This is a genomic window from Streptomyces sp. NPDC043746 (assembly GCF_056436485.1).
On sequence record NZ_JBWKCM010000002.1, the window covers coordinates 69192 to 90627 of the forward strand.

The 21436-nt window shown below is 71.8% G+C and carries 19 protein-coding genes and 1 pseudogene; 13 read left to right on the forward strand and 7 right to left on the reverse strand.

Features of this window, described 5'->3' with window-relative positions; translation table 11 throughout:
• The first annotated feature begins 274 nt into the window (after nt 1–274).
• Nucleotides 275–2194 carry an AMP-dependent synthetase/ligase gene (locus tag AC0682_RS02415; protein WP_478530551.1) on the forward strand — a complete coding sequence of 640 codons (1920 nt, stop codon included), beginning with the start codon at nt 275–277 and terminating at the stop codon, nt 2192–2194.
• A gap of 250 nt (nt 2195–2444) precedes the next feature.
• Here AC0682_RS02415 and AC0682_RS02420 read toward each other — a convergent pair whose 3' ends face one another.
• Nucleotides 2445–3845 carry a signaling protein gene (locus AC0682_RS02420; RefSeq protein WP_478530552.1) on the reverse strand — a complete coding sequence of 467 codons (1401 nt, stop codon included), beginning with the start codon at nt 3843–3845 and terminating at the stop codon, nt 2445–2447.
• Between the two features lie 358 nt (nt 3846–4203).
• On the opposite strand from AC0682_RS02420, the gene AC0682_RS02425 reads away from it, so the two are divergent.
• The 4 genes from AC0682_RS02425 to AC0682_RS02440 all read left to right on the forward strand — a co-directional run bounded on the left by AC0682_RS02425 (nt 4204) and on the right by AC0682_RS02440 (nt 6470).
• Nucleotides 4204–4371, forward strand: coding sequence for a hypothetical protein (locus AC0682_RS02425; protein WP_478530553.1), 168 nt, complete (start codon nt 4204–4206; stop codon nt 4369–4371).
• 103 nt (nt 4372–4474) lie between these two features.
• Nucleotides 4475–4663, forward strand: coding sequence for a hypothetical protein (locus AC0682_RS02430; protein WP_478530554.1), 189 nt, complete (start codon nt 4475–4477; stop codon nt 4661–4663).
• A gap of 135 nt (nt 4664–4798) precedes the next feature.
• Nucleotides 4799–5419 carry a TOPRIM nucleotidyl transferase/hydrolase domain-containing protein gene (locus AC0682_RS02435; protein ID WP_478530555.1) on the forward strand — a complete coding sequence of 207 codons (621 nt, stop codon included), beginning with the start codon at nt 4799–4801 and terminating at the stop codon, nt 5417–5419.
• 175 nt (nt 5420–5594) lie between these two features.
• A complete protein-coding gene (locus AC0682_RS02440) occupies nt 5595–6470 on the forward strand; it encodes a M23 family metallopeptidase (RefSeq protein WP_478530556.1) in 876 nt (291 codons plus the stop codon).
• Nucleotides 6471–6555: 85 nt separating this feature from the next.
• On the opposite strand, the gene AC0682_RS02445 is transcribed toward AC0682_RS02440, so the two are convergent.
• Nucleotides 6556–7074 carry a hypothetical protein gene (locus tag AC0682_RS02445; protein WP_478530557.1) on the reverse strand — a complete coding sequence of 173 codons (519 nt, stop codon included), beginning with the start codon at nt 7072–7074 and terminating at the stop codon, nt 6556–6558.
• Between the two features lie 184 nt (nt 7075–7258).
• Between AC0682_RS02445 and AC0682_RS02450 the strand changes: the two genes are divergently transcribed.
• The gene (locus AC0682_RS02450) at nt 7259–7801 is read left to right on the forward strand and encodes a DUF5753 domain-containing protein (protein WP_478530558.1); all 543 of its coding nucleotides are present in this window, start codon (nt 7259–7261) and stop codon (nt 7799–7801) included.
• A complete protein-coding gene (locus tag AC0682_RS02455; RefSeq protein WP_478530559.1) occupies nt 7798–8022 on the forward strand; it encodes a DUF397 domain-containing protein in 225 nt (74 codons plus the stop codon). Before AC0682_RS02450 ends, AC0682_RS02455 begins: the two co-directional genes overlap by 4 nt.
• 21 nt (nt 8023–8043) lie before the next feature.
• Here the strand turns inward: AC0682_RS02455 and AC0682_RS02460 are convergent, their stop codons facing one another.
• The 3 genes from AC0682_RS02460 to AC0682_RS02470 form a co-directional block, all read right to left on the reverse strand.
• On the reverse strand, nt 8044–8703 hold the full coding sequence (locus tag AC0682_RS02460) for a pyridoxamine 5'-phosphate oxidase family protein (protein ID WP_478530560.1): 660 nt from the start codon (nt 8701–8703) through the stop codon (nt 8044–8046).
• Nucleotides 8704–9190: 487 nt separating this feature from the next.
• Nucleotides 9191–10384 (reverse strand): NAD(P)H-dependent flavin oxidoreductase, encoded by a 1194-nt coding sequence (locus AC0682_RS02465; protein ID WP_478530561.1) that lies wholly within the window; start codon nt 10382–10384, stop codon nt 9191–9193.
• Between the two features lie 101 nt (nt 10385–10485).
• On the reverse strand, nt 10486–11139 hold the full coding sequence (locus AC0682_RS02470; RefSeq protein WP_478530562.1) for a flavodoxin family protein: 654 nt from the start codon (nt 11137–11139) through the stop codon (nt 10486–10488).
• A 120-nt stretch (nt 11140–11259) separates the two neighbouring features.
• Here AC0682_RS02470 and AC0682_RS02475 point away from each other — a divergent pair, with 120 nt between their 5' ends.
• The 3 genes and pseudogenes from AC0682_RS02475 to AC0682_RS02485 all read left to right on the forward strand — a co-directional run bounded on the left by AC0682_RS02475 (nt 11260) and on the right by AC0682_RS02485 (nt 14021).
• On the forward strand, nt 11260–11865 hold the full coding sequence (locus tag AC0682_RS02475; RefSeq protein ID WP_478530563.1) for a TetR/AcrR family transcriptional regulator: 606 nt from the start codon (nt 11260–11262) through the stop codon (nt 11863–11865).
• A 143-nt stretch (nt 11866–12008) separates the two neighbouring features.
• Nucleotides 12009–12245 (forward strand): annotated as a pseudogene (locus tag AC0682_RS02480) (aldehyde dehydrogenase family protein); the annotation flags it as partial.
• Between the two features lie 195 nt (nt 12246–12440).
• Nucleotides 12441–14021 carry an APC family permease gene (locus tag AC0682_RS02485; protein WP_478530564.1) on the forward strand — a complete coding sequence of 527 codons (1581 nt, stop codon included), beginning with the start codon at nt 12441–12443 and terminating at the stop codon, nt 14019–14021.
• Between the two features lie 26 nt (nt 14022–14047).
• On the opposite strand, the gene AC0682_RS02490 is transcribed toward AC0682_RS02485, so the two are convergent.
• Complete coding sequence (locus AC0682_RS02490) at nt 14048–14776, reverse strand: siderophore-interacting protein (protein WP_478530565.1); 729 nt, start codon at nt 14774–14776, stop codon at nt 14048–14050.
• A gap of 126 nt (nt 14777–14902) precedes the next feature.
• Between AC0682_RS02490 and AC0682_RS02495 the strand changes: the two genes are divergently transcribed.
• On the forward strand, nt 14903–17980 hold the full coding sequence (locus tag AC0682_RS02495) for a GNAT family N-acetyltransferase (protein WP_478530566.1): 3078 nt from the start codon (nt 14903–14905) through the stop codon (nt 17978–17980).
• Nucleotides 17981–18094: 114 nt separating this feature from the next.
• On the opposite strand, the gene AC0682_RS02500 is transcribed toward AC0682_RS02495, so the two are convergent.
• Nucleotides 18095–18550 carry a sel1 repeat family protein gene (locus AC0682_RS02500; RefSeq protein ID WP_478530567.1) on the reverse strand — a complete coding sequence of 152 codons (456 nt, stop codon included), beginning with the start codon at nt 18548–18550 and terminating at the stop codon, nt 18095–18097.
• 164 nt (nt 18551–18714) lie between these two features.
• Between AC0682_RS02500 and AC0682_RS02505 the strand changes: the two genes are divergently transcribed.
• On the forward strand, nt 18715–19560 hold the full coding sequence (locus AC0682_RS02505; protein WP_478530568.1) for an LLM class F420-dependent oxidoreductase: 846 nt from the start codon (nt 18715–18717) through the stop codon (nt 19558–19560).
• A 211-nt stretch (nt 19561–19771) separates the two neighbouring features.
• Entirely contained in the window at nt 19772–21256 is a 1485-nt protein-coding gene (locus tag AC0682_RS02510; protein WP_478530569.1) for a peptidoglycan D,D-transpeptidase FtsI family protein, read from the forward strand.
• The last annotated feature ends 180 nt before the right edge of the window (nt 21257–21436 follow it).

The window sequence follows — 21436 nt, forward strand, 5'->3', positions numbered from 1 at the left end:
TACTCAAGGGTCAGGAGCTGGTCGAGATGAACGACTCGGGCGGGATCGCCCCCGGACGCACCGCGTGAGGGCAACGTCCACGCCCGCCGCCCCCCGGCCCCTCGCCCCTGAACCCCGGGAGCGCCACCCGTGAACCCCAGGAGTGCCCCTCAACCCGTGGGGAACACCCCTCAACCCGTGGGGAACACTCCCCGAAGCCCTTTGGCGACCCGCCGGACGGACGGCCCGGCGACGAGACATGTACGACCCCCCGCCCGCCACCGAGGAGCCGCAAGTGTCAACGCCGAACACCGCCCCCCAGCCCACCCCCACACCCACCCTGGTGGAACCGACGAAGAGGAGAGGCCCGGACGGGAGGGTCCGGGAGGTCTCCGTACCGGCGTTCGCTCCCCCGGTGCTGCGGGGTTCGCTGGCGGAGATCCCGTTCGACAACGCCCGGGAGGCCGCGGCGGAGGCGGTGCTGAGCCGGAAGGACGCCGAGGGCGCCTGGCACGACATGACCGCCGCCGAGTTCGCCGCCGAGGTGCTGGCGGTGGCGAAGGGCCTGCTGGCGGAGGGGCTGCGGCCGGGGGACCGGATCGCGATCATGGCCCGTACGACGTACGAGTGGACGCTGCTGGACTTCGCGTCCTGGGCGGCCGGCCTGGTGACGGTCCCCATCTACCCCACCTCCTCCGCCTTCCAGGCCCGCTGGATCCTCCAGGACTCGGGGGCGGTGGCGTGCGCGGTGGAGACGAAGGAGCAGGGCCGCCTGATCAGCCAGGAGCGCAGGCAACTGGGCGACCTGGCGCACCTGTGGCAGTTCGGCACGGGGGCGGTCGGCCACCTCAAGTCGCTGGGCAAGCACATCCCCGACGAGGCGGTGGCGGCGCGCCGGGCCGCGCTGGAACCGAACACCCCCGCCACCCTGATCTACACCTCGGGAACGACGGGCCGCCCGAAGGGCTGCGTGATCACCCACGGCAACTTCTTCGCGGAGGTGGACAACGCGATCGAGCTGCTGCACCCGGTCTTCAAGTCGGTCTCGAAGGAGCCGGCTTCGACGCTCCTCTTCCTCCCGCTCTCGCACGTCTTCGGCCGGATGGTGGCGATCGGCTGCATGCGGGCCAGGGTCCGTCTGGGCCACGCCCCCTCCATCCGGACGGAAGACCTCCTGGCCGACCTGGCGGGCTTCCGCCCCACCTTCCTGCTGGCCATCCCGTATGTCCTGGAGAAGGTCTACAACACGGGCCGGGCGACGGCGGAGAAGATGGGCCGGGCGTCGTCGTTCGACCGCGCGGCCCGCATCGCCCAGCGCTACGCCGAGGCGGTCGAGGCCGCCGAACACGGCACGGGCCCGGGCCCCGGCCTGGGCCTGCGGGCGGCCCGCGCCCTCTACGACCCCCTGGTCTACCGCCGTATCCGGGCGGCGCTGGGCGGCAGGGTCCGGTACGTGATCTGCGGCGGCTCCCCGCTGGGCCGCCGACTGGCCTCCTTCTACGAGGGCGCGGGCATCGGCATCTTCGAGGGCTACGGCCTGACGGAGACGACGGCGGCCCACACGGTGACACCTCCCCTCAAACCCCGCCTGGGCACCGTGGGTTGGCCCCTCCCCGGCACCTCAGTACGCATCGCGGACGACGGCGAGGTGCTGCTGCGGGGCGGCCAGGTCTTCCGGGGCTACTGGGACACGGAACGCGCGCGGCCCATCCCGTACCTCCTGGACGGCGACTGGTTCCCGACGGGCGACCTGGGCACGCTGGACGAGGACGGCTACCTGACGATCACGGGCCGCAAGAAGGACATCATCATCACCTCGGGCGGCAAGAACGTCACCCCGGCCCCGCTGGAGGACTGGCTCCGCGCCCACCCCCTGGTCAGCCAGTGCATGGTCGTCGGCGACAACCGCTCGTACATCACGGCCCTCCTCACCCTGGACCAGGACGGCCTCCAGCACTGGCGCCGGATGGTCAAGAAGCAGGACGTCCCGCTGAGGGAGCTGGTCCACGACGAGGAACTGCGCACGTCACTCCAGAAGGCGGTGGACGAGGCGAACCGCCTGGTCTCGCGGGCGGAGTCGATCCGCAGGTTCACGGTCCTGCCGGTGGACTTCACGGAGGAGCGGGGCCACTTGACGCCCTCGCTGAAGCTGAAGCGGGCGGCGATCGCGCGGGACTTCGCGACGGAGATCGAGGAGTTGTACCGGCGGAGGTGAGGGAGCGTCCGCCCGGGCCTCGGGTTTCGAGCTTCGGGCCCCCACCTCCGAGCCCGGGCCCGTTCCGCCATGGCATCGATGACGGCGTACTCGTGGTCGGCCCCGTTCAGCCCACCCGCGGGCTGAACGGACAGCGTGTCGCGCGGAGTTCGTCACCGTACCGGCGCTTGCGCGGAACACGTCACGTCCTCCGGCGCGCGGCCCGGTGCGCCCGGTCCCTCCCTGTACGCTCCACGCTCGTCCGAGACGCTCAGCTGGTGAAGTATCCGGCGTCGAGCCCGACCCAGCCGGTGATTCCGCGCGGATCGTAGAGGTGAAGGGAGCCGTCGGTGAGGACCTCCCAGCGGACGGTGAGAGAGCCGGAGACCCCGGCGCCCGTCGTCTGACCGACCATGCCCTGGGTGCGGTTGGGGCGGATGTGCGGCGGGAGGGTGAGGATCTTCTCGCCGTTGGTCCACGGAGCCTTGTCCGTACGGGACAGCCGGAGGTGGAGGTCGATGCGGTTGCCGACCTGGCGGTACTGAGGAACGTAGTTGCCGGAGTTGGGGGTGTAGACGGCGGTGTTGTAGTCCAGGGTGGTCCACGGGACGTGGTCGCCCGTGCCGTCGGTGGTACTGGTGATGCCGTAGAGGGCCATGCGGCGCGGTCCTGGTTCTTGAGTGGCGAAGCCGAAAACGAGCTGTGGCCCGTCGGGCGTCCGGCGGACGGTGATGGATTCGGTCTCACGGTGGGACAGGTGGAGAGCGGTGGCGTTGAAGCGCCGCTCGATCATCTGGCCGGTGGTGATGTCGTAGACGTTCCACCAGGAATTACCGGGTGCGGGGTTGGCGGGGCCGTAGGCGCTGCCCTCGTTCTGATAGAGGAGATCCCCGTACAGACACCATGCTTGGGTGCGGTACAGGGACGGGAAGCTGTACAGCGGGGTGAAGGCGCGGCGCTTGAAGGCCGCAAGGTCGTACACGCGGTACTCCACGGCGCCGGCCGACCCGTGGCGTACGCCTATCCGGCCGTGCTCGATGTCCAGGGACGGGGTGGTGCCGGAGGAGGCCGGGACGGGGTTGAACACCTCGATGTGCGTGCTGCCGGCGTCGACGACGGCGTCGGGTGTGAACGCGATACGGCCGATGCGCTTGCCGTAGGCGAAGCCCTTGGTGACGGGGGTGGCGTCGGTCTCCAGCCAGAGCCAGGGCCGGCCGTCGGTGTGCTCGACGCCGAGTCCGCCGCCGTGGCCGACGCCCCTCAGATACATGGCGGCGCGGACGGTCCCGTCGGGGGAGACCTCGTTGATGCAGAGATCGCCCCGGCGGTCGCGCTCGATACCGGGTACGGGTGCTTGTTCGTCGGCGAGTTGACGTCCGTCGCTGATGATCTGGGTGACGTAGGCCAGGCCCGTCACCGGGTCGAAAGCGACCTGCTGATGCACCCTGCCCTGGGTGAGCCGGAGTTCCCTGCCGAACAGATCGACGGGTTCGGCCCGCAGGTCGAACCGGTTCCGCGCGTGCAGGCTGCTCCCGACCCGCGGTTCGGCCACGGGGGCAGAGGCGGGGGTGAACTGGTGGCCGGTCGCCTGGGCGGTTCCCGTGGAGGCGACGACATGCGTCGCGACCGTGGCGGCCGCGGCGGTCAGGATCGTGCGGCGAGTCAGCGGCATCGCGGTACCGACCCGTTGATCGACTGCGACGGCGTTGCGGAGGCGTCCCCTGCCGTGGGGCCGAGGGCGGTGGCCCCCGTCACCTCCGAGGAGCGGCGGCACGGTCTGCGGGCGGAATGGACAGTCATCAGTGCGCAAGCCCCCTTCCCAGATCACCTGATGTGCAGTTTCGTAATTTTTGCATACGGGTCAGAAGGTGAGGGGGCTGGCTGAGTTCCGCGTACCCAGGAACCCGTGCGGCGGCGGGGATCGGCAGCCCGCCGCCCGAACGAGAAACTGAGCACCGGGCCGGTCCAAGGGGCGGGACTCGTCCTGTGGTCCCCGCGTACGCGGGAACGCCACCTGTACGGGCGGCCGGTTGAGCTGTGGCTTCATCCCCGCGGACAACGGGCGCCAGATCGTGTGCACATGGATCGATTCCGCGACGTGGGGCCGGGTCATCCTGGTGGACGAGGAGGCTCTCTCCGAAGCTGCTGAGGTCGCTCTGCAGTTCCGCAGCGCGTCGGAGAAGCGCGCCGACCCGTGAGGACGGCGCGATGCCGAAGCAAGCGAAGAGGCGGCGCCGGCAGGACGCCGGGAGGCGACGGTCGGCCTCGCGCACTGCGCCCGATGCCGGACAGTGGGAAGTAGTGCTGGAGACCACCGGCCAGGCAGAGGTGCGTGCACACCTGCGACGGCTCCGGGAAGCAGGAGTCGACGAATCGCTCATCAGGCTCGACACGCTGTGTCGACGTCCGCTGGAGCTGAGCACCTGGCGGCTGAGCCGGTTCGTGGAAGACACCGCTCGTGAGTCCGACCGCGAGGTCTCCGGCCACTGACGCGAGGCGGGGCGGGCAGGGCGGGGCGTCGGTCGCGGTAGGGCCGGGTGGGGCCGCCCCGCGCATGACCTCCCCGCCCCGTGTGTCACCGTAAATTCGATACCGCCCCGGCCGCCGAGGACGGAGACTCGCACCATGGCTGACATGGAGGCGTTCCGGGAGGCGGTCACCGCGTGGGCGGCGGGTGGTCCGCCCGGTCCCGCCCGGGAGCTGGCCGAACGGCTCTCCGTACGGACCGTCGTCCTCCTCGAAGGTCCGAGCGACGCCGCCGCCGTCGACGCGCTGGCCGAGCGACACGGCCGGGACCTGGCCGACGAGGGCGTCTGTGTGCTCCCGATGGGCGGGGCGATGAGCGTGGGCCGCTTCGCCTTCCTCCTCGGGCCCACCGGCCTGGGCCTCCGCCTCACCGGCCTGTGCGACGAACAGGAGCGCGGGTTCTACGAACGGGGGTGGGAGCGGGCCGGAGCAGCGGCGCGGCAGGAGTTCTTCGTCTGCGCGGCGGACCTGGAGGAGGAGCTGATCCGCGCACTCGGCGTGCACCGGGTGAAGGAACTCGTCGAGGCCGAGGGGGATGTGCGCGCACTCCAGATCTTCCTGCGCCAGCCCGCCCAGCAGGGCCGCCCCCCGTTGCAGCAGTTGCGCCGCTTTCTCGGTACGAAGAAGGGGCGCAAGATCCATTACGGTCGCGTACTCGTCGAGGCCCTGGGCCCCGACGACGTACCCGCCCCGCTCGACGACCTGCTCGCCTGCCTCTGATCGCTCCCGAACGCCTCCGCGGCACCCCTGAACCTCATGCACCCGCCTCCCGAGGGCTGTCCACGCGGCCCGGCTTGCGGCACTCTGGAGTGCGTTCAACTCGCGTAGATTCCATGGCACTTCGCACACCCCGCACCCACGGCCAGGTTGTCGACCCGGAGGGACTGCCCCACCCATGCGTGCTCCGCGAACCCAGATCCGTACGCACCCGACCCGTACGCACCCCCGTACCCGTACGGCGCTTCTCGCCCTGCTGGCGCTCCTCGGCGGCCTGCTCGCCGTGGCCACCACCGCGTCCCCGGCCGCAGCCGCGCCCAACTTCAAGGCGCCCTACGGCTGCGGCCAGCAGTGGACCTACAGCCACCACTCCGCCGAGGTCAGACGGGCTCTCGACTTCGTCCGCACCGACGGCGGCGCCACCGCCGGCTCCCCGGTCCTCGCCTCGGCGGCAGGGACCGCCTACCGCCACTCGCAGCCCAGCGGGGCGGGCAACTACATCTCCATCGACCACGGCGGCGGCTGGCAGACCTACTACTTCCACCTCAACGCGTTCTCCGTCGCCAACGGGGCCCGCGTCGCGCAAGGCCAGCAGATCGGCACCACCGGCTCGACCGGCAACAGCTCCGGCGCCCACATCCACTACGAGCAGCTGCTCAACGGGGTCGGCCAGAACATCGTCATCAACGGCCAGTCGCTCAGCCCGTACCCCGGGTCGTACTACAGCAAGTACCTGACCAGCGACAACGGTTGCGGTGGCGGAAGCGGCAAGTACTGGGTCGACACCTTCGCCAACGCCACCGGCTACGCCGCGCCCAACACCGCCGACGCGCAGGGCGTCCTCAACGCCGGTACGAACTACGTCTACTGCAAGGTGTGGGGCGCCCGCGTCGGTACGGCGACCCAGTTCAACCACTGGTGGCTCCGCACCGACCTGGACAGCGTCTACCCGGGCAAGAACGGCCGCAACGCCTACGTCTCCGCGTACTACCTCTCCCGCTGGGGCAACGACGAGGCCCGCGACAACAACGGCACCGTGATCCCCAACTGCTGAGCGCAGCCTCCACGACCCCGTGCACGGGAGGGCCGCGGCGGCTGCCTTCCCGTGCACGGCCTGCGCCACCCTCACCCCTCCCGCCTCAGAACCGCAGCGCCCCCATCAACCGCCGGGCGGTACGGGCATCGACGGCACCCAACTCCACGACATCCGGGTCGTCTTCCCGTACGGAGACACGCAGCGCCCCACCGCCCGTCCCGGCCGGGACGGCCTGCGCCAGCAGGTCCCGTACGGCGGTGGCCTCGGGGATGTCCGCCCCCGGCGACGAAGCCCCCAGCAGCCGCGCCAGCCGTACGGCATCGTCGAGCCGACAGGCGCCCAGCGTGATCCGGCCCTGCCGTACGCGCAGTTCGGGCAGGTCGATTCGGTACGCCTCACAGATCTCCCGCAACGCCCGTGCGGCCTTCAGCGTGCGCTTGGTCCCGGTCCGGATGAGCCGCGCCAACTGCCGTGCGTCGTCGGCCTCCAGGCGCTCCAGCTGTACGTGCTCCTCGGTGCCGCTCGTCGCCCCCACCGGCAGCCCGGCTTCCCGGAGGGCGGCACTCAGTTCGGCGGCAGCGGTGTCCCCGGGCGGGGAAGCGGCGGAGGTCATGACGGTCATACGGTATCCGCCCGCTGGACCTGACGACGCTGCTCAATCTGTACGGCCTGGAGGACGAGCGGCAGCGGGAGCCTCCCGTCAGGAGCCACGTGCCAGCCTGAAGCGGCTGGCGAAGGAGATCCACAAGGTCGACTGGTGGAGTGGCCAGGGGCCGTTCCTTCACGACGCTCTGAAGGACTACCTGATGCTGGAGGCGGACTCTCAGTCGGTCCGCACGTTCGAACCGATGGTCATCCCGGGGCTGCTCCAGACCGAGGCGTACATGCGACAGCTGTACGAGGCCGCTTCACCGGCAGACCAGGTCGAGTTCCTGGTCAGCACACGGATGAAGCGCAAGGAACTGCTGGACGACAAGCTCGGGTTCAGGCTTCGCGCAGTGATCGACGCTCCCGCTCTGCACCGTGTCGGTGGCGGCAAGCAAGTGGTTCATGGGCAACTCCAGCACCTCTTGGAGGCGGGTTCTTGCTCGAACGTCAGCATCCAGGTGCTTCCGCTGAACTCCGACCTGCCCATGGAGCAGTACGCACCGTTCACGGTCTTCGGGCTGCAAGCCGATCCGCCGGTGGAAGTCATCTGGTTGGAGCACATCACCGGTGGTACGTTGCTGGAGCAGCGCCCTGATGTGAGGGCATATACGAAAGCCTGGGATGAGCTGACGGCCGCTGCCCTGTCTCCGACGGCGTCCAGCCAGTACATTCGCAAGCTCATCGAGGAAACCAGATCATGATTGAGAAGGCGGCCTCCCGTCTGGTGGGGCCCGAATTCGAGGGCGCGCCCTGGCACAAGAGCACGTACAGCGGCTCGAACAACGGCTGCATCGAACACGCCGCCCTCCCGTCCGGTCTCCACGCGGTCCGCGACACCAAGGACCGCTCCCTGGGCGCCCACGTCTTCGCCCCCACCGCGTGGCAGGCCTTCGTCACCGCCGTACAGGACGGCTCGCTCTGACGGGCCGCGCCCGCCGCCCCCTCACTCGTACCGGTACTTGAGCGAGTCCGCCTCCACCTGCTCGATGTCCGCGATCGTCAGCCCCGGCATCCGCAGCTGGGCCAGGGTGACTTCGGCCGAGGTCGGCTGGGCGTCCTTCGGCAGCCACTGGTCCGGCTTCCAGGCCGCGCTGCGCAGGAGCGACTTGGGGCAGTGCGGGTAGACCTCCTCGATCCCGATCACCAGCGCGCTGGCCGATGGCTTGCCCACAGGGGTCAGTTGGGACAGCAACTCCGGACGGGTGGAGACGCAGGCCCGGCCGTTCACCCTGAGCGTCGTGGTGCGCCCCGGGATGACGAACAGCAGCCCGGCCCGTCCGGTCTCGATGACGTTCTGCAGGGTGTCCAGGCGCTTGTTGCCGGTCGCGTCCGGTATCGCCACCGTACGTTCGTCCAGGACCGCGACGAACCCGGCGGGCCCGCCGCGCGGGGAGACATCGCAGTTGCCCTCGGCGTCCGCGCTGGCGATCAGGACCAGTGAGGAGCATCCGATCAACCGCCGCGTCTGGTCGGTAAGTTCGGTCATCTGCTTGCGGACGGCCGCCGCGCCGGGCAGTTCGTAGGCCTGGCGCAGCGCCTCCTGGTCGGACAGGGCGTCCAGGCGGAGCGAGTCGAAGGCGCTACCGGCAAGAGGTGTCGTCATGCCGTCGACCCTAGTGGGGCGGCCTGCGCCGTGGCGGTCCCGCAGAGGACGAGGGGCCGCCACGCGACTGCACCGGGCAGCTCGAAGGCCAGGCCCGTCGGCTCGCACCTGTGCGTCGTACACGCGCCGCACCCCGCAGGGCGGCACGCATGGCCATCGGCCCAAGCGGGCTGTGTCGCCCGGGAGCGCGACCGGGCCCCGGAAGCCGACTCGCGGGTGAGGCTTCGGTGGCTGCTGCGGGGGCCATGGACGCGTGGCCTCGGCTCGCCCACCCGGCCGCGGCCTACGGTTGGTGCTGGTCCGGTGCGCGGGCAGCCGCTCCCATATGAGGGTGCCGACTCCGTCTGCTGCTCCGGCCGGCAGGGTGGCGCGGGGGGTGCGGGGACGCCTCCTCGGTGTCGCTCCGGTACCCCCCGCCTCCCCCGCAGTGTGCTCGTCCCGCAGTGTGTCCCACGAAGGGTTCGGTCCGAGGTAGGCGGTCAGGCAGTCAGTCCGAAGTGGCCTCCTTCCCCGTCAGCGTGGCCAGATACTCCCTGGCCGTCAGCGCCGGGCGGGTGAGCGGTGCCGCCTGGCCCGCCCAGAGAGCGGCGAGGTCCCGGCGGTCCTGGGTAGCAGCCGCCGTCCGGAGCGGCTGCATCAGGAGGCTTTGGAGCGGGTACGGCGGCACCTCGCCCTCGTACGCCGCCATCTCCCGTACGAAACGGTTCGGGATGCCCCGGGCCGGGCGGCCCGAGTAGAGACGGGTGAGCACCGTCGTCCGGGCCTCCGGGCTGTGCAGGGCCTCCTTGTGGACGGCCGGTGCGCCGGACTCCGCCGTGGCGAGGAAGCCCGTACCGACCTGTACGGCATCCGCCCCCAGCGCCAGCGCGGCGGCCACGCCCCGTGCGTCGGCGATCCCGCCCGCCGCGACCACCGGCACCGACACCGCGTCCACCACCTGCGGCACCAGCGAGAACGTCCCCACCAGCGACTCCGCCACCGGCCGCAGGAACGCGCCCCGGTGTCCTCCCGCGTCGCTGCCCGAAGCCACGACCACGTCGACGCCCGCGGCCTCCAGCGCCACGGCCTCGTCCACCGTCGTCGCCGTACCGAACAGCACGATGCCCCGCCGTCGCGCCTCCTCCACGACCCGTACCGGCGGCACGCCCATCACGAAGCTGATGACCGGGGGTGCCGCGGCCAGCAGGGCGTCGACCTGGTCGTCGAAGGAGGGGTGGCTGAGAGCGCCGGGGGCGTCGGCTCCGTCTGCGGGCGGTGCGGGTTCGCCCACGTCCTGGACCGATGGGCTTGATCTCAGGCCGAGTTCGTACGCGTACGGGATCAGGCGCTCCGCATGGGGTGCTGCCTCCGCCGCAGGGAATGAGGATCGCTCGCTCTCCTGCGGGACCCAGAGGTTCACCGCGAACGGGCGCGCCGTGGCCGCCCGCAGTCGGCCGACCAGTTCCGTGATCGCTTCGGGCGTCATGATGTGCGCCCCGTACGAGCCGAGGCCGCCCGCCTCGCTGACCGCCGCCGCGAGCGCGACGGTCGACAGGCCGCCGCCGAAGGGGCCCTGGACGAGGGGGAGCCGGAGGTGCAGCAGCTCGCCCAGTCGGCCCGTGCTCGTGCGGCTCGGGCCGGTGCCGATCCCGTTGCTTGTGCCCGAGTCCGTGTCGGCACCCGTGCCCGAGTCCGTGTCCATACCCGTGCGCGTGTCTGTGTCCGCACCCGCGCCCGGCTCGCTCACGCCGCCTCCGCTCACGCCGCCTCCGCTCACGCCGCCTCCGCTCACGCCGCCCCCGCTCATGCGGCCGCTGCCAGACGTGCGGCGGCCTCGCGGCCGTGGGCGAGGCGGAGGGCGGTGCGGGCGACCCGGGCGCCGAGGTGGCGGGCCGTACGGAGGTCGGATTCGCCCGGCGCCTGGTCCGGGCCCAGGTCGGCGGGGGACTGGGCCATGGCGCCGAGGAAGCCGCCGAGGCGGTTCAGCTCGTCCGGGGAGCCGTTGGAGGTGTAGAGCCAGCCGGGCAGCAGGCCGAGGGAGACCCAGTGCATACCGTGCTGGCCGGCCAGGACCGCCATGGAGAGCAGCGCGTTGTCCTTGTTCCCGTTGAGGCCCGCCGAGTTGGTGAAGCCCGCCGCGAGCTTGTCCTGCCAGCCGCGCGCCGCCCAGATCGTGCTGCTCGCCTCCGCGAACTGCTGGAAGACGGCCGAGGTGGCGCCCATGTAGGTCGGTGAGCCGAAGACGATCGCGTCGGCCGCCTCCAGGGCCGCCCAGAGGTCGGCGTCGAGAGTGGTCACGTCCCGTAGGTCGGCTACCGCCCCGGGGACGGAGCCGACGCCGGCCGCGACCGCCGCCGCCTGGCGGGCCGTGTGCCCGTAGCCGCTGTGGTGGGCGATGGCGACGGAGACGGGGGTGGGGGGTGTGTCGGGTCGCGTGGCTGTCCGGGCTTCGGGCATGGGGGCTCCAAGGGGGACGGCGGGCTGTTCCCGCCACTCGTCAGGACTCTAGACGACCGGTCAACTAAAAGTCATCCTCGACCTTCGCGGTGATAGTTGACCGGACGTATACTTGCCGCCATGGGACGTACCAGCACTGCGAAGGAACGACTGGTCGGCGCGGCCGAGGAGCTGATGCGGGGCCGTGGTTACGGCAGCCTCGGCGTCGCTGAGATCTGCGCCAGGGCGGATGTCAGGAAGGGCAGCTTCTACCACTTCTTCGTCTCCAAGCAGGCCCTGACGGTCGCCGTGATCGATGCCTACTGGGAGGATCAGCGATCCTGCTGGCAAGGCGAGTTGAGCGGCGATGGTGCCGCCCTGGAGCGGCTGCGGCGGCTGCTGGAATCCATGACCGGGGTCCAGCGGCGGGCCAAGAAGGAGTCCGGGGTCGTCGAGGGCTGCATGCTCGGCAACCTCGCCCTGGAGCTGAGCACCCAGGAGCCGGACGTACGGGCGCGGCTGGAGGAGGTCTTCGACGAGCAGATCCGCCTCGTGGAAGGCGCGCTCACCGACGCGGCGGCCGAGGGGGTCATCCCCGCCGGGCGCGCCGGGCGGGACGCGGCCCGGGCGGTGATCTCCCAGCTGGAGGGGATGGTTCTGCTGGCCAAGCTCAAGAACGACCCCGCTGTGCTGGACGGGCTGTGGCCGAACACCCTGCTGCTGCTCCAGGCCGTCGATCGTTCGTAGCGGCTGTAGCGGCTGTAGCGGCTGTAGCGGCTGTAGCGGCTGTAGCGGCTGTAGCGGCTGTAGACCCCGTAGGCCCCGTAGAGCCCGTGGGGTCCGTAGGCCCCGTAAGCCCCGTGGAGTCCGTAGTGCCGGGGGCGGCGGCCATCGACCCCGTCCGGTCCGCCGATGTGGCCCGCGCGTTCCGCATCGCCCGTTGGCTGCGGGCGGGCGGGGTCGGCGTCAACGCGGTCGGGCGGGGCGTGGAGGCGCCGTTCGGTGGGTGCCGGAGGGGCGGCGCGGGGCGGGGTCCGGGCTCCTGTGCGCTGCGCGCCTACAGTGAGACGCGGGCGATCGTCCGGCGCGGCTGGGACCGCCCGCGCACCCGTGCGGGAAAATTTTGAATCCGTACAAAACGGACAGGGCTGCGATTACCGTACGGCGCCCCTCTCGTGTGACCGTCATGCATTGCAAGGCTTCATGCGTGTGTGACCTTGAATTGGTGAAGTGTTCATGGGGGAAGGGTCGTTGTAACCAAGGGTGAGACGTTGGAGTCTCACGCTCCGGATGTGGATATCGCAGCGCCTAACGTCCTTCCCATGACTCAGCTGGACGCGCGGCCTCGGGCCGGAGACACGGTACGGGGAAGTGCCCCGGCGGGCGGTGGTGACGGGGGCGTACGCCGCAAGGGGCTCGGCGGGAACTCCGTCGGCCTGACGGGCAGTGCCGTCATCGGCATCTCCACCGTCGCCCCCGTCTACTGCCTGACCTCGACCCTCGGCTCCACCGCCGGGGAGGTCGGCGTGCAGATGCCGGCCGTCTTCCTGGCCGGGTTCCTGCCGATGCTGCTCGTCGCCTTCGCCTACCGCGAGCTGAACCGGGCCATGCCGGACTGCGGCACCTCCTTCACCTGGACGGTGAAGGCGTTCGGCCCGCGCCTCGGCTGGATGTGCGGCTGGGGCCTGGTCATCGCGACGATCATCGTCCTCTCCAACCTGGCGGGCGTCGCCACCTCGTTCTTCTGGCTGCTGGCGGGCGAGGCCACGGGCAACCCGTCGATCGCCGCCCTGGACGACAACAAGCTCGTCCACATCGGCACCTGCCTCGCCCTGATCGCCGTCGCCACCGCCATCAGCTACCGGGGGATGACCGCCACCAAGGGCATCCAGTACACCCTGGTCGCCCTCCAGCTCGCCGTCCTCGCGCTGTTCGTGACGATGGCCCTGAACAAGGCGGGCAGCGGCGGCGCGGACTTCGCCACCTCGCTCGACTTCTCCTGGTCCTGGCTCAACCCCTTCGCCGTCCAGTCCTTCGCGGCCTTCACGGCAGGGCTCTCCCTCTCCATCTTCATGTTCTGGGGCTGGGACGCCTGTCTGACCACCAACGAGGAGACCACCGACAGCGACAAGACCCCCGGCCGGGCCGCGCTCATCGCCATGGTCGTCCTGGTCGGCTCCTACCTGGCCACCGCCGTCGCCGCCCAGATGGCCGTCGGCTCCGGCACCACCGGGCTCGGCCTCGCCAACCCGCAGACCGGCGAGAACGTCTTCGCCGCCCTCGCCGGACCGGTCATGGGCTCCGGACTCGGCGTGCTGCTCTTCGTCGCCGTCCTCGCCTCGGCCGCCGCCAGCCTCCAGACCACGTTCATCCCGGTGGCCCGCACGGTCCTCGCGATGTCGACGTACGAGGCGATGCCCGCCTCGTACGCCAAGGTCCACCCCCGCTTCAGGACGCCCGGCCGGGCGACGGTCGTGGCGGGCATGGGGACCGGCGTCTTCTACGCCGTGATGACGCTGGTCAGCGAGCACGTGCTGATCGACACCATCTACGCGCTCGGCCTCATGATCTGCTTCTACTACGCGCTGACCGCCTTCGCCTGCGCCTGGTACTTCCGCGCCGAACTGACCCGCTCCGGGCGCGACCTGGTCTTCAAGGGGCTCTTCCCGGTCCTCGGCGGCATCCTGCTCGCCGCCGTCTTCGCCAAGACCCTCTACGACATGTGGGACCCGGCGTACGGCTCCGGCTCCTCGGTCTTCGGCGTCGGCTCGGTCTTCGTCATCGGGGTGGGGCTGCTGCTCCTCGGCGTGGTGCTGATGATCGCGATGGAGCGCCGCAGCCCGGCGTTCTTCCGGGGCGAGGTACTGACGAAGGAGACCCCGGCCCTCGTGGTGGAGGACTGAGGTCTCCGGTGATGCGCCGCTGACCGCTACGGGCGCCAGTAACCCAGCGCGTTCACCCGGTCCTTGGGCAGGCCCAGCTCCTTGCGGAGGTAGGCCGCCAGGGTCCGGGTGGTCGACGTGTCGCAGGCGACCCAGACGTACGCGTCCGAGCGGTCCTCGCCCAGCAGCCCCGGCAGAGCCGCCTTCACCTCGGCCACCAGGTGCGCCCCGCCCTCGCGGCGCTCGACGTGGTGCAGGGTGTGGTGGGCCTCGTCGAGGCGGAACGGCAGTTTCCGGTCGTCCTCGTGGGAGCTCTCGAACCAGATCGTCGCAGGGGTCTGCGGGATCGCGTCCAGCAGCGAGTTGACGGCCGGGAGCGCGGCCGGGTCACCGATCACGAAGAGCCGCTTCGGCGCCGGGTCGGGCAGGGCGAAGCCGGTGCCCTGGAGCGTCGCGTCGATCGTGTCACCGGCCTTGGCCGCTCTCGCCCAGTCGCAGGCGGGGCCCTCGTGGAGGGCGAACTCCAGGCTGAAGGTCCCGGCCTCGGGATCCGGGTCCACCAGGGTGTAGGCGCGCTGATGCGGCTTGCCGGCCTTCTCGAACCAGAGCCGCACCCACATCGTGGGGTGCGCCCCGCCGGTCGCGGCCAGCAGCCCGCCGTCGGTCAGGTGCACGCGGTGGAAGCGGTCGGTGACCTGCTCCGCGCCGGTCACGGTGAACGTGAAGTCCCGCCCCCGGAACAGTTTGAGAACCACGCCTTCCCAGCCATGCCCCACGGTGCTCCCCGCCCTCTCCTGCTGCCCCTGGCCCGCTGCCCTCAGGGTCGATTTGGTTAGGCTAACCTAAATTTCAAGGGCTGGGGAGTGGCCGAAAACCACCAGGGCAAGGGGATGGGCAGAGCGATGACGACCGCTGGCGTCGACGGCGAGAGACCGGGTCCGGGCACCTCCGACGGGTCTCCGGGCGCCTTTGAAAGGTCCACTGGATCCGAGGGGGGCGAGAGGCCCGAGGCCTTCGAAGTCCTCCGGGACGACCGTGGGATACCTCACCTGCGGGCGGGCAGCGCGCTCGCGCTCGCCCGCGCCCAGGGCCACAACGCCGCACTGGACCGCGCCTGGCAGCTGGAGACCGAGCGCCACCGGCTGCTCGGCACGACCGCCGCGTACCTGGGCGCCGAGGCCGCCGACTGGGACGGGTTCGCCCGGCGGGCCCGGCTCGCCGACACCGCCCGCCGCTGCTACGAGCGGCTGAGGCCCGAGACCGCCGCCTGGGTGCGCGCGTACGTCGACGGGGTCAACGCCGCCCTGCCCGAAGGGGCCGCCCGCGCACCGGAGTTCGCCGCAGCCGGACTCGCCCCCGGCCGCTGGGAGCCCTGGACCCCGCTCGGCGTCTGGCTCTCCACCCACATCCTGTTCGCCGGGTTCCCCACCAAGCTCTGGCGCGAAGAGGTCGCCCGCAGGCTCGGGGACGACCACGCGGTCCTCTTCGCGACCGACGGCCCCGGCACCTCCGGCTCCAACGGCTGGCTCCTCACCGGCGCCCGCACCAGCACCGGCGCCCCGGTCATCGCCGGTGACCCGCACCGCTTCATCGAGGACCCGGGCGTCTACCAGCAGCTCCGGCTCGCCTGCCCCGAGTTCGACGTGGTGGGCCTCGCCGTCCCCGGCGTCCCGGGCATCGCGCACTTCGGGCACGCGGGCGGGGTGGCCTGGGCCATCACCAACGCGATGGCCGACTACCAGGACCTCTACCGGGAGCGGCTGCGCCGCACGGCGGACGGCGGGGTGGAGGCGCTGGGCCCGGACGGCTGGTACCGGGCCCACGCCCATACGGAGACCATCGAGGTGGCGGGCGGCGACCCGCAGTCGGTGGAGGTCGTGGAGACGGACCGGGGACCGGTGATCATCGGGGATGTGCCGGACGCGCCGGATGTACGGGAGGCGCGGGACAGCCGGGACGCCGACGGTGGGCCGGACGTGCCGGACGTTCAGGGCGTGCCAGACGTGCCGGATGTGCCGGACGATCAGGGCATGCAGGGCGTGCAGGGCGTGCAGGGCGTGCAGGGCGTGCCAGACGTGCCGGACGTTCAGGGCGTGCCGGACGTGCCGGGCGTACGGGGCGACGCCCCCGTCATCAGCCTCCGCTACCCGCCCCGCGTCACCGGGGACCTCGGCTTCGACGTGCTGCCCGCGCTGCTCAGGGCCCGTACGGTCGAGGACCTCGACACCGCGCTGGACGGCTGGGTCGAACCCGTCAACGTGGTCCTGGCCGCCGACACCACCGGAGCCACCCTCCACCGGGTCGCCGGACACGTCCCCGTGCGCAGTCACGAGAACCGGCTGCGGGTCGTTCCCGCGCACGACCCCGCGTACGCCTGGCGCGAGGGCGCCGAACCCGCGCCCCGTACCGAGGTCGACGTCACCACCGGCACCGCCGTGATGGCCAACGAGCGCGGCCTCGCCGCCCCCCTCGGCATCGAGTTCGCACCCCCGCACCGGGCCGCCCGCATCCGCGAGCTGCTCGGCGCGCCCCCGGGCGCGGGAGCAGGGCAGGCCACCGGCCCGCTCCGGTCGGCCGCCGACATGGCCGCCGTCCACACCGACACCCGCCTCGCCTCCTCCCGGCAGCTCCTCTCCCTGCTCGCCCGGGCCCCGGGCCTCGGACCCGCCGCCGAACGCCTCCGGGACCGGCTGCTGCGCTGGGACCGCCACATGGACGCGGACAGCACCGACGCCACCCTCTACTCCCGGCTCCGGGCGGACGTCGTGCACCGGCTGGCCGATCACCCGGCCCTGCGGCCCGTCACGGGCGAGGCCGACCCCTGGCGCTCGACCGCCTACCCGCCGCTCTTCCGCCCCTGGCTCGCCGCCGTACCCCGGATCGGCTACGCGCTGGAGACCCTGCTCACCGTCGGGCTCCTGCCGTACGAGGAGCGGCTGGAGCTCGTCGCGGCCTCGGCGGAAGCGGTCGCCGCCGCGCACACCGAGGACGGCCCGGCCCCGTGGGGCGAGGTCCACCGGGTCGCCCCCTGGCAGGCGCTGCCGGACGCGACGCCCGAAGAGGTGTGGCCGGGGATCGCGGGGGACCACGACTGCGTGCTCTCCACCTCCAGCGTTCCCGGGGTCACCGACCTCTTCGCGCGCGGTCCGGCCGCCCGGTACGTCTGGGACCTGGCCCGCCGTGAGGACAGCCTCTGGGTGGTGCCGTTCGGCGCGTCCGGCGTACCGGGATCCGCCCACCACCGCGACCAGACGGCCCTGTGGGCGAGCGGTCGGCTGGCCCCCGTGACCACGGACTGGAACCTGCTGCACCATACCGAGGAGACCACCGCCACCATGACCACCACCTCCGGCCCCGCCGCCACCGGCCCCGCCGCCACCGTCCCCGCCCTCCGCCCCGCCGTGTACGAGCAGAAGGTGGAGGGCTTCGGGGTCGTCAGCCTGGTCCCGGTCCACCCGTCGGCCGACGAGGAGCTGCTGCACGGCTGGGTCACCCAGGAGCGCGCCCGGTTCTGGGGCATGACCGGCCACACCGCCGAACAGGTGCGGGAGATCTACGAGTTCGTCGACTCGCTCCCCACCCACCATGCCTACCTGGCGCTGCGCGACGGCGTCCCGGCCGCGCTCTTCCAGACGTACGAGCCGGACGCCGACCCCGTGGGGGAGTGCTACGAGGTCCAGCCCGGCGACTTCGGCATCCACCTGCTGATCGCGCCCGCCGAGGGCGGGGGCCGGGTCGAGGGCCAGGGCGGGGGAGCGGTGAAGGTGAAGGGGTACACGCACTCCCTCCTGACCGCGCTCATCGGGTACGTCTTCAGCGACCCGGCCCACCGGAGGGTCGTCGTCGAGCCGGACGCCCGTAACGAGAAGGCGCTCGCGCGAATGGTCCGGGTCGGGTTCGAGCTGGGCCCGGAGATCCGGAAGCCGGAGAAGACGGCTCGGCTCGCGTTCCTGACCCGTGAGGCGCTCGGCCTGGCGTGAGGGGGCGCAGGCGTAAGGGTCCGGGCGTGAAGGGGCTCGGGCGCGAAGGACCCCGGGCGTAAGGGGCTCGGGCATGAAGAGGCCCGGGCATGGGGGGCAGTCGTGCGCGGGCCGCTACAGCGGACTCGTCCCGTCCGGGTTGAGTTCGCCGCCCTCCCGGAACAGCCGCCGGGCGACGACGTGTCCGCGCCCGGCGGCCATCCGGAACCACGGCTCGGCCGCCGCCAGCCCCTCGCGCTCCTGGACCAGTCGGCCCAGCTCCCACATCGACTCCACGTCCCCGGCCTTCACCGCCTGCCGCAGCATCCGCTCGGCCGCCTCCGGCCGCCCCTGGCTCCGCGCGTCGAGGGCGAGCATCCGCAGCCCCCGCACGGCACGGGCGTCCCCGGCGGCAGCGGCGGCGGCCAGCGCCTGCGGGTCCGGAGGGCGGCGGTAGCGCTGGGCGATCAGCAGCAGGACCCCGGCGACCCACATCATCCAGCTCAGGTTGATCAGCGTGCTGCTGCCGAGGAACACGCCGGTCAGGCTCAGCGCCCCACCCGCGGGCAGCAGGAAGAACCCCAGTCCCATTCCCGTCCCTCCCATCCGTCCCCCGCTCTCCGTCCGTCCCCCTGGCCCTCTCCACGGCCGACAGGCTCGCCGCGCGGCCTCAGGCTAAGGCCGACACGGTCTCGGATTTCACCGACGTACGGCTTACCTTGGCCCTTCCCCCAGATGACGGAGGTGCTCTCCTGATGCGGATCGCCACAACCATCTTCCTCACCGACGAGACGGTGACGCCCGTGCGCCTGGCGCGCGAGCTGGAGCAGCGCGGGTTCGCCGGGCTCTATCTGCCCGAACACACCCACATCCCGGTGAGCCGTCGCACGCCCTACCCGGCCGGCGGCGAGCTGCCCCGCGCGTACGGGCGCACGCTGGACCCCTTCGTGGCGCTCGGCCAGGCGGCGGCGGTCACCGAGCGGATCGCGCTCGGCACGGGTATCACGCTGGTCGCCCAGCACGACCCGATCGACCTGGCCAAGCAGGCGGCGACCCTGGACCACCTCTCCGGCGGCCGGTTCACGCTCGGCGTCGGCTACGGCTGGAACGTGGAGGAGGCCGCCGACCACAAGGTCGCGTGGTCGAAACGCCGGGAGCTGGTGCGCGACCGGCTGGCCCTGATGCGGGCGCTGTGGTCACCCGAACCGACGGCGTACGAGGGGGAGTTCGGGTCGGTCTCGGCGAGCCTCGCGTTCCCGAAGCCGGTGCGGGCCCCGCGCGGCCCGGTGGTCGGCCCGCGCACGCTGATCGGCGGCGCGGCGGGCCCGAAGCTGTTCGCGGCGATCGCGGAGCACGCGGACGGCTGGCTGCCCATCGGCGGCCGGGGCCTGACGGAGGACCTGCCGAAGCTGCGGGCGGTCTGGGAGGAGGCCGGGCGCGACCCGAAGGACCTCCAGGTGGTGCCGTACGCCGTCCTCCCCGATCCCGGGAAGCTCGCCCACTACGCGGAGCTGGGCATCGAGGAGGTGGTGCTCCAACTTCCCCCGGCCGGAGAGCGGGAGGTGCTGCGGGTGCTGGACGGCTACGCGGCCCACCTCTGAGGTCCCCCGCCCGCCCTGCCCGCCTTGCCTACCCCGCCCGCGCCATCCGCCCCACCCGCCCCATTAGCCCTACCCACCCCGTCCGTCCCACCGGCCCGTGCAACCGGGAGCGCCGACAGGGCATCCTTACTCCCGGGGGATCGCATACACGGGTTCGGCCGCACGTGTTTCCAGGCGTGCGGGCACGGGGCCCGCCTGGGTGGGGAGTGGAATGAACAGGCCGTTGCGGCACATAGCCGTCTTCTGCGGGCTGCTGGTGCTGGCGTTGCTGCTGCGGGTGAACTGGCTCCAGCAGGTCGACCGGGTGGAGCTGTCCCAGCACGAGAACAACCACCGGGTCAGGTTCGAGCGGTTCGCCACCCCGCGCGGCGACATCATCGTCGGCGGCAAGGCGGTCACCGGATCGAAGGAGACGGGCAGCAGGGACTACGCCTTCCAGCGCACCTGGAAGGACGGCCCGATGTACGCGCCCGTCACCGGTTACGCCTCCCAGGCCCAGGGCACCTCGCTGCTGGAGCGCACGTACGACAGCGTCCTCAGCGGCCAGGACGACCGCTTCGCCTTCCGCCACGCCAAGGACGTCCTGATGGGGCAGCCCAGGCGCGGCGGCAGCGTGATCACCACGATCGACCCCAACGCCCAGAAGGCCGGCTACAAGGCGCTGACCGACCTGGGAGCCCGGGGCGCGGTCGTGGCCCTGGACCCGCGCACCGGCAAGGTGCTGGCCCTGGTCTCCACCCCCTCGTACGACCCGGGGGTCTTCGCCGGGATCTCGTTCAAGGAGAGCGACCGCTTCAAGGCCCTCCTCGACGACAAGGCCAAGCCGCTGGCCAACCGCCCGCTGCGCGAGACCTACCCGCCCGGCTCGACCTTCAAGGTCCTCACCGCGGCGGCGGCGCTGGAGCACGGGGTGGTCTCGGACGTGGACGCCCCGACGAAGGCGGTCTCCCCCTACCCGCTGCCGCTCTCCAGGAACAGGATCGGCAGTGAGGCGGGGGACACCGTCTGCGACAAGGCGTCGATGAAGACCGCCATGCAGTACTCCTGCAACAACGTCTTCCTCGACGTGGCCGCCCAGCTGGGCGAGGAGAAGATGCGGGCGACGGCGGAGAAGTTCGGCTTCAACGAGGACGTGTACGCGGCCGAGTTCGGCGACATGCTCGCCACGAAGAGCCTCTACCCGGAGAAGCTCGACAAGCCCGGCACGGCCCTCACCGGCATGGGCCAGGGCAGCCTGACGAGCACCCCGATGCAGATGGCGATGGTGACGGCGGCCCTGGCCAACGACGGCAAGCTGATGCAGCCCTACATCGTGGAGGAGCTGAAGGGCCCGGACCTCTCCACGCTGGAGACGAACGAGCCGATGGAGATGAGCCAGGCGGTCTCTCCCGAGACGGCGAAGAAGGTCCAGGAGATGATGGAGCACACCGCGAGGGAGGGCAGCGCGCAGCGCGCCCTGATCGACGGGGTGACGGTCGGCGGCAAGACGGGCACCGCGCAGCGCGGGGTGAACGTGCGCGACGAGGTGCCATACGGCTGGTTCGTCAGCTACGGCAAGAAGGACGACGGCCGTTCGGTGGCCGTGGCCGTCTTCATCGACCCGACGGACATGGACATCTCCCGCTCGGACATCTCGGGTGGCCGACTGGGGGCGCCGATCGCGAAGAAGGTGATGCAGGCGGTCCTGGGGAAGTAGCCGCACGGAGCGGGCGCCGGGCGCTCCGTGTGCGCCTCGCCCTCGCCTTGTCCCCGCCTTGTCCCTGAGGTAGACCGCCCTGGGACGGCCGTAGCGGGCGGTGCATCGGCCTGGGCCGATCCGCCGGACGGGCCGGGTGGGCCCCGATCACGCCACGGTCGGGCGGCGGGCCGGGGGACG

Bases quoted from the DNA above. Each gene is read 5' to 3' on its own strand.
- AC0682_RS02435 (WP_478530555.1), top strand. From the start codon at position 4,799: ATGGCTGACATGGAGGCGTTCCGGGAGGCGGTCACCGCGTGGGCGGCG.
- AC0682_RS02460 (WP_478530560.1), bottom strand. From the start codon at position 8,703: ATGACGACACCTCTTGCCGGTAGCGCCTTCGACTCGCTCCGCCTGGAC.
- AC0682_RS02510 (WP_478530569.1), top strand. From the start codon at position 19,772: ATGAACAGGCCGTTGCGGCACATAGCCGTCTTCTGCGGGCTGCTGGTG.
- AC0682_RS02505 (WP_478530568.1), top strand. From the start codon at position 18,715: ATGCGGATCGCCACAACCATCTTCCTCACCGACGAGACGGTGACGCCC.
- AC0682_RS02470 (WP_478530562.1), bottom strand. From the start codon at position 11,139: ATGCCCGAAGCCCGGACAGCCACGCGACCCGACACACCCCCCACCCCC.
- AC0682_RS02495 (WP_478530566.1), top strand. From the start codon at position 14,903: ATGACGACCGCTGGCGTCGACGGCGAGAGACCGGGTCCGGGCACCTCC.
- AC0682_RS02420 (WP_478530552.1), bottom strand. From the start codon at position 3,845: ATGCCGCTGACTCGCCGCACGATCCTGACCGCCGCGGCCGCCACGGTC.
- AC0682_RS02440 (WP_478530556.1), top strand. From the start codon at position 5,595: ATGCGTGCTCCGCGAACCCAGATCCGTACGCACCCGACCCGTACGCAC.
- AC0682_RS02485 (WP_478530564.1), top strand. From the start codon at position 12,441: ATGACTCAGCTGGACGCGCGGCCTCGGGCCGGAGACACGGTACGGGGA.
- AC0682_RS02465 (WP_478530561.1), bottom strand. From the start codon at position 10,384: ATGGACACGGACTCGGGCACGGGTGCCGACACGGACTCGGGCACAAGC.
- AC0682_RS02500 (WP_478530567.1), bottom strand. From the start codon at position 18,550: ATGGGACTGGGGTTCTTCCTGCTGCCCGCGGGTGGGGCGCTGAGCCTG.
- AC0682_RS02475 (WP_478530563.1), top strand. From the start codon at position 11,260: ATGGGACGTACCAGCACTGCGAAGGAACGACTGGTCGGCGCGGCCGAG.
- AC0682_RS02450 (WP_478530558.1), top strand. From the start codon at position 7,259: ATGCTGGAGGCGGACTCTCAGTCGGTCCGCACGTTCGAACCGATGGTC.
- AC0682_RS02445 (WP_478530557.1), bottom strand. From the start codon at position 7,074: ATGACCGTCATGACCTCCGCCGCTTCCCCGCCCGGGGACACCGCTGCC.
- AC0682_RS02455 (WP_478530559.1), top strand. From the start codon at position 7,798: ATGATTGAGAAGGCGGCCTCCCGTCTGGTGGGGCCCGAATTCGAGGGC.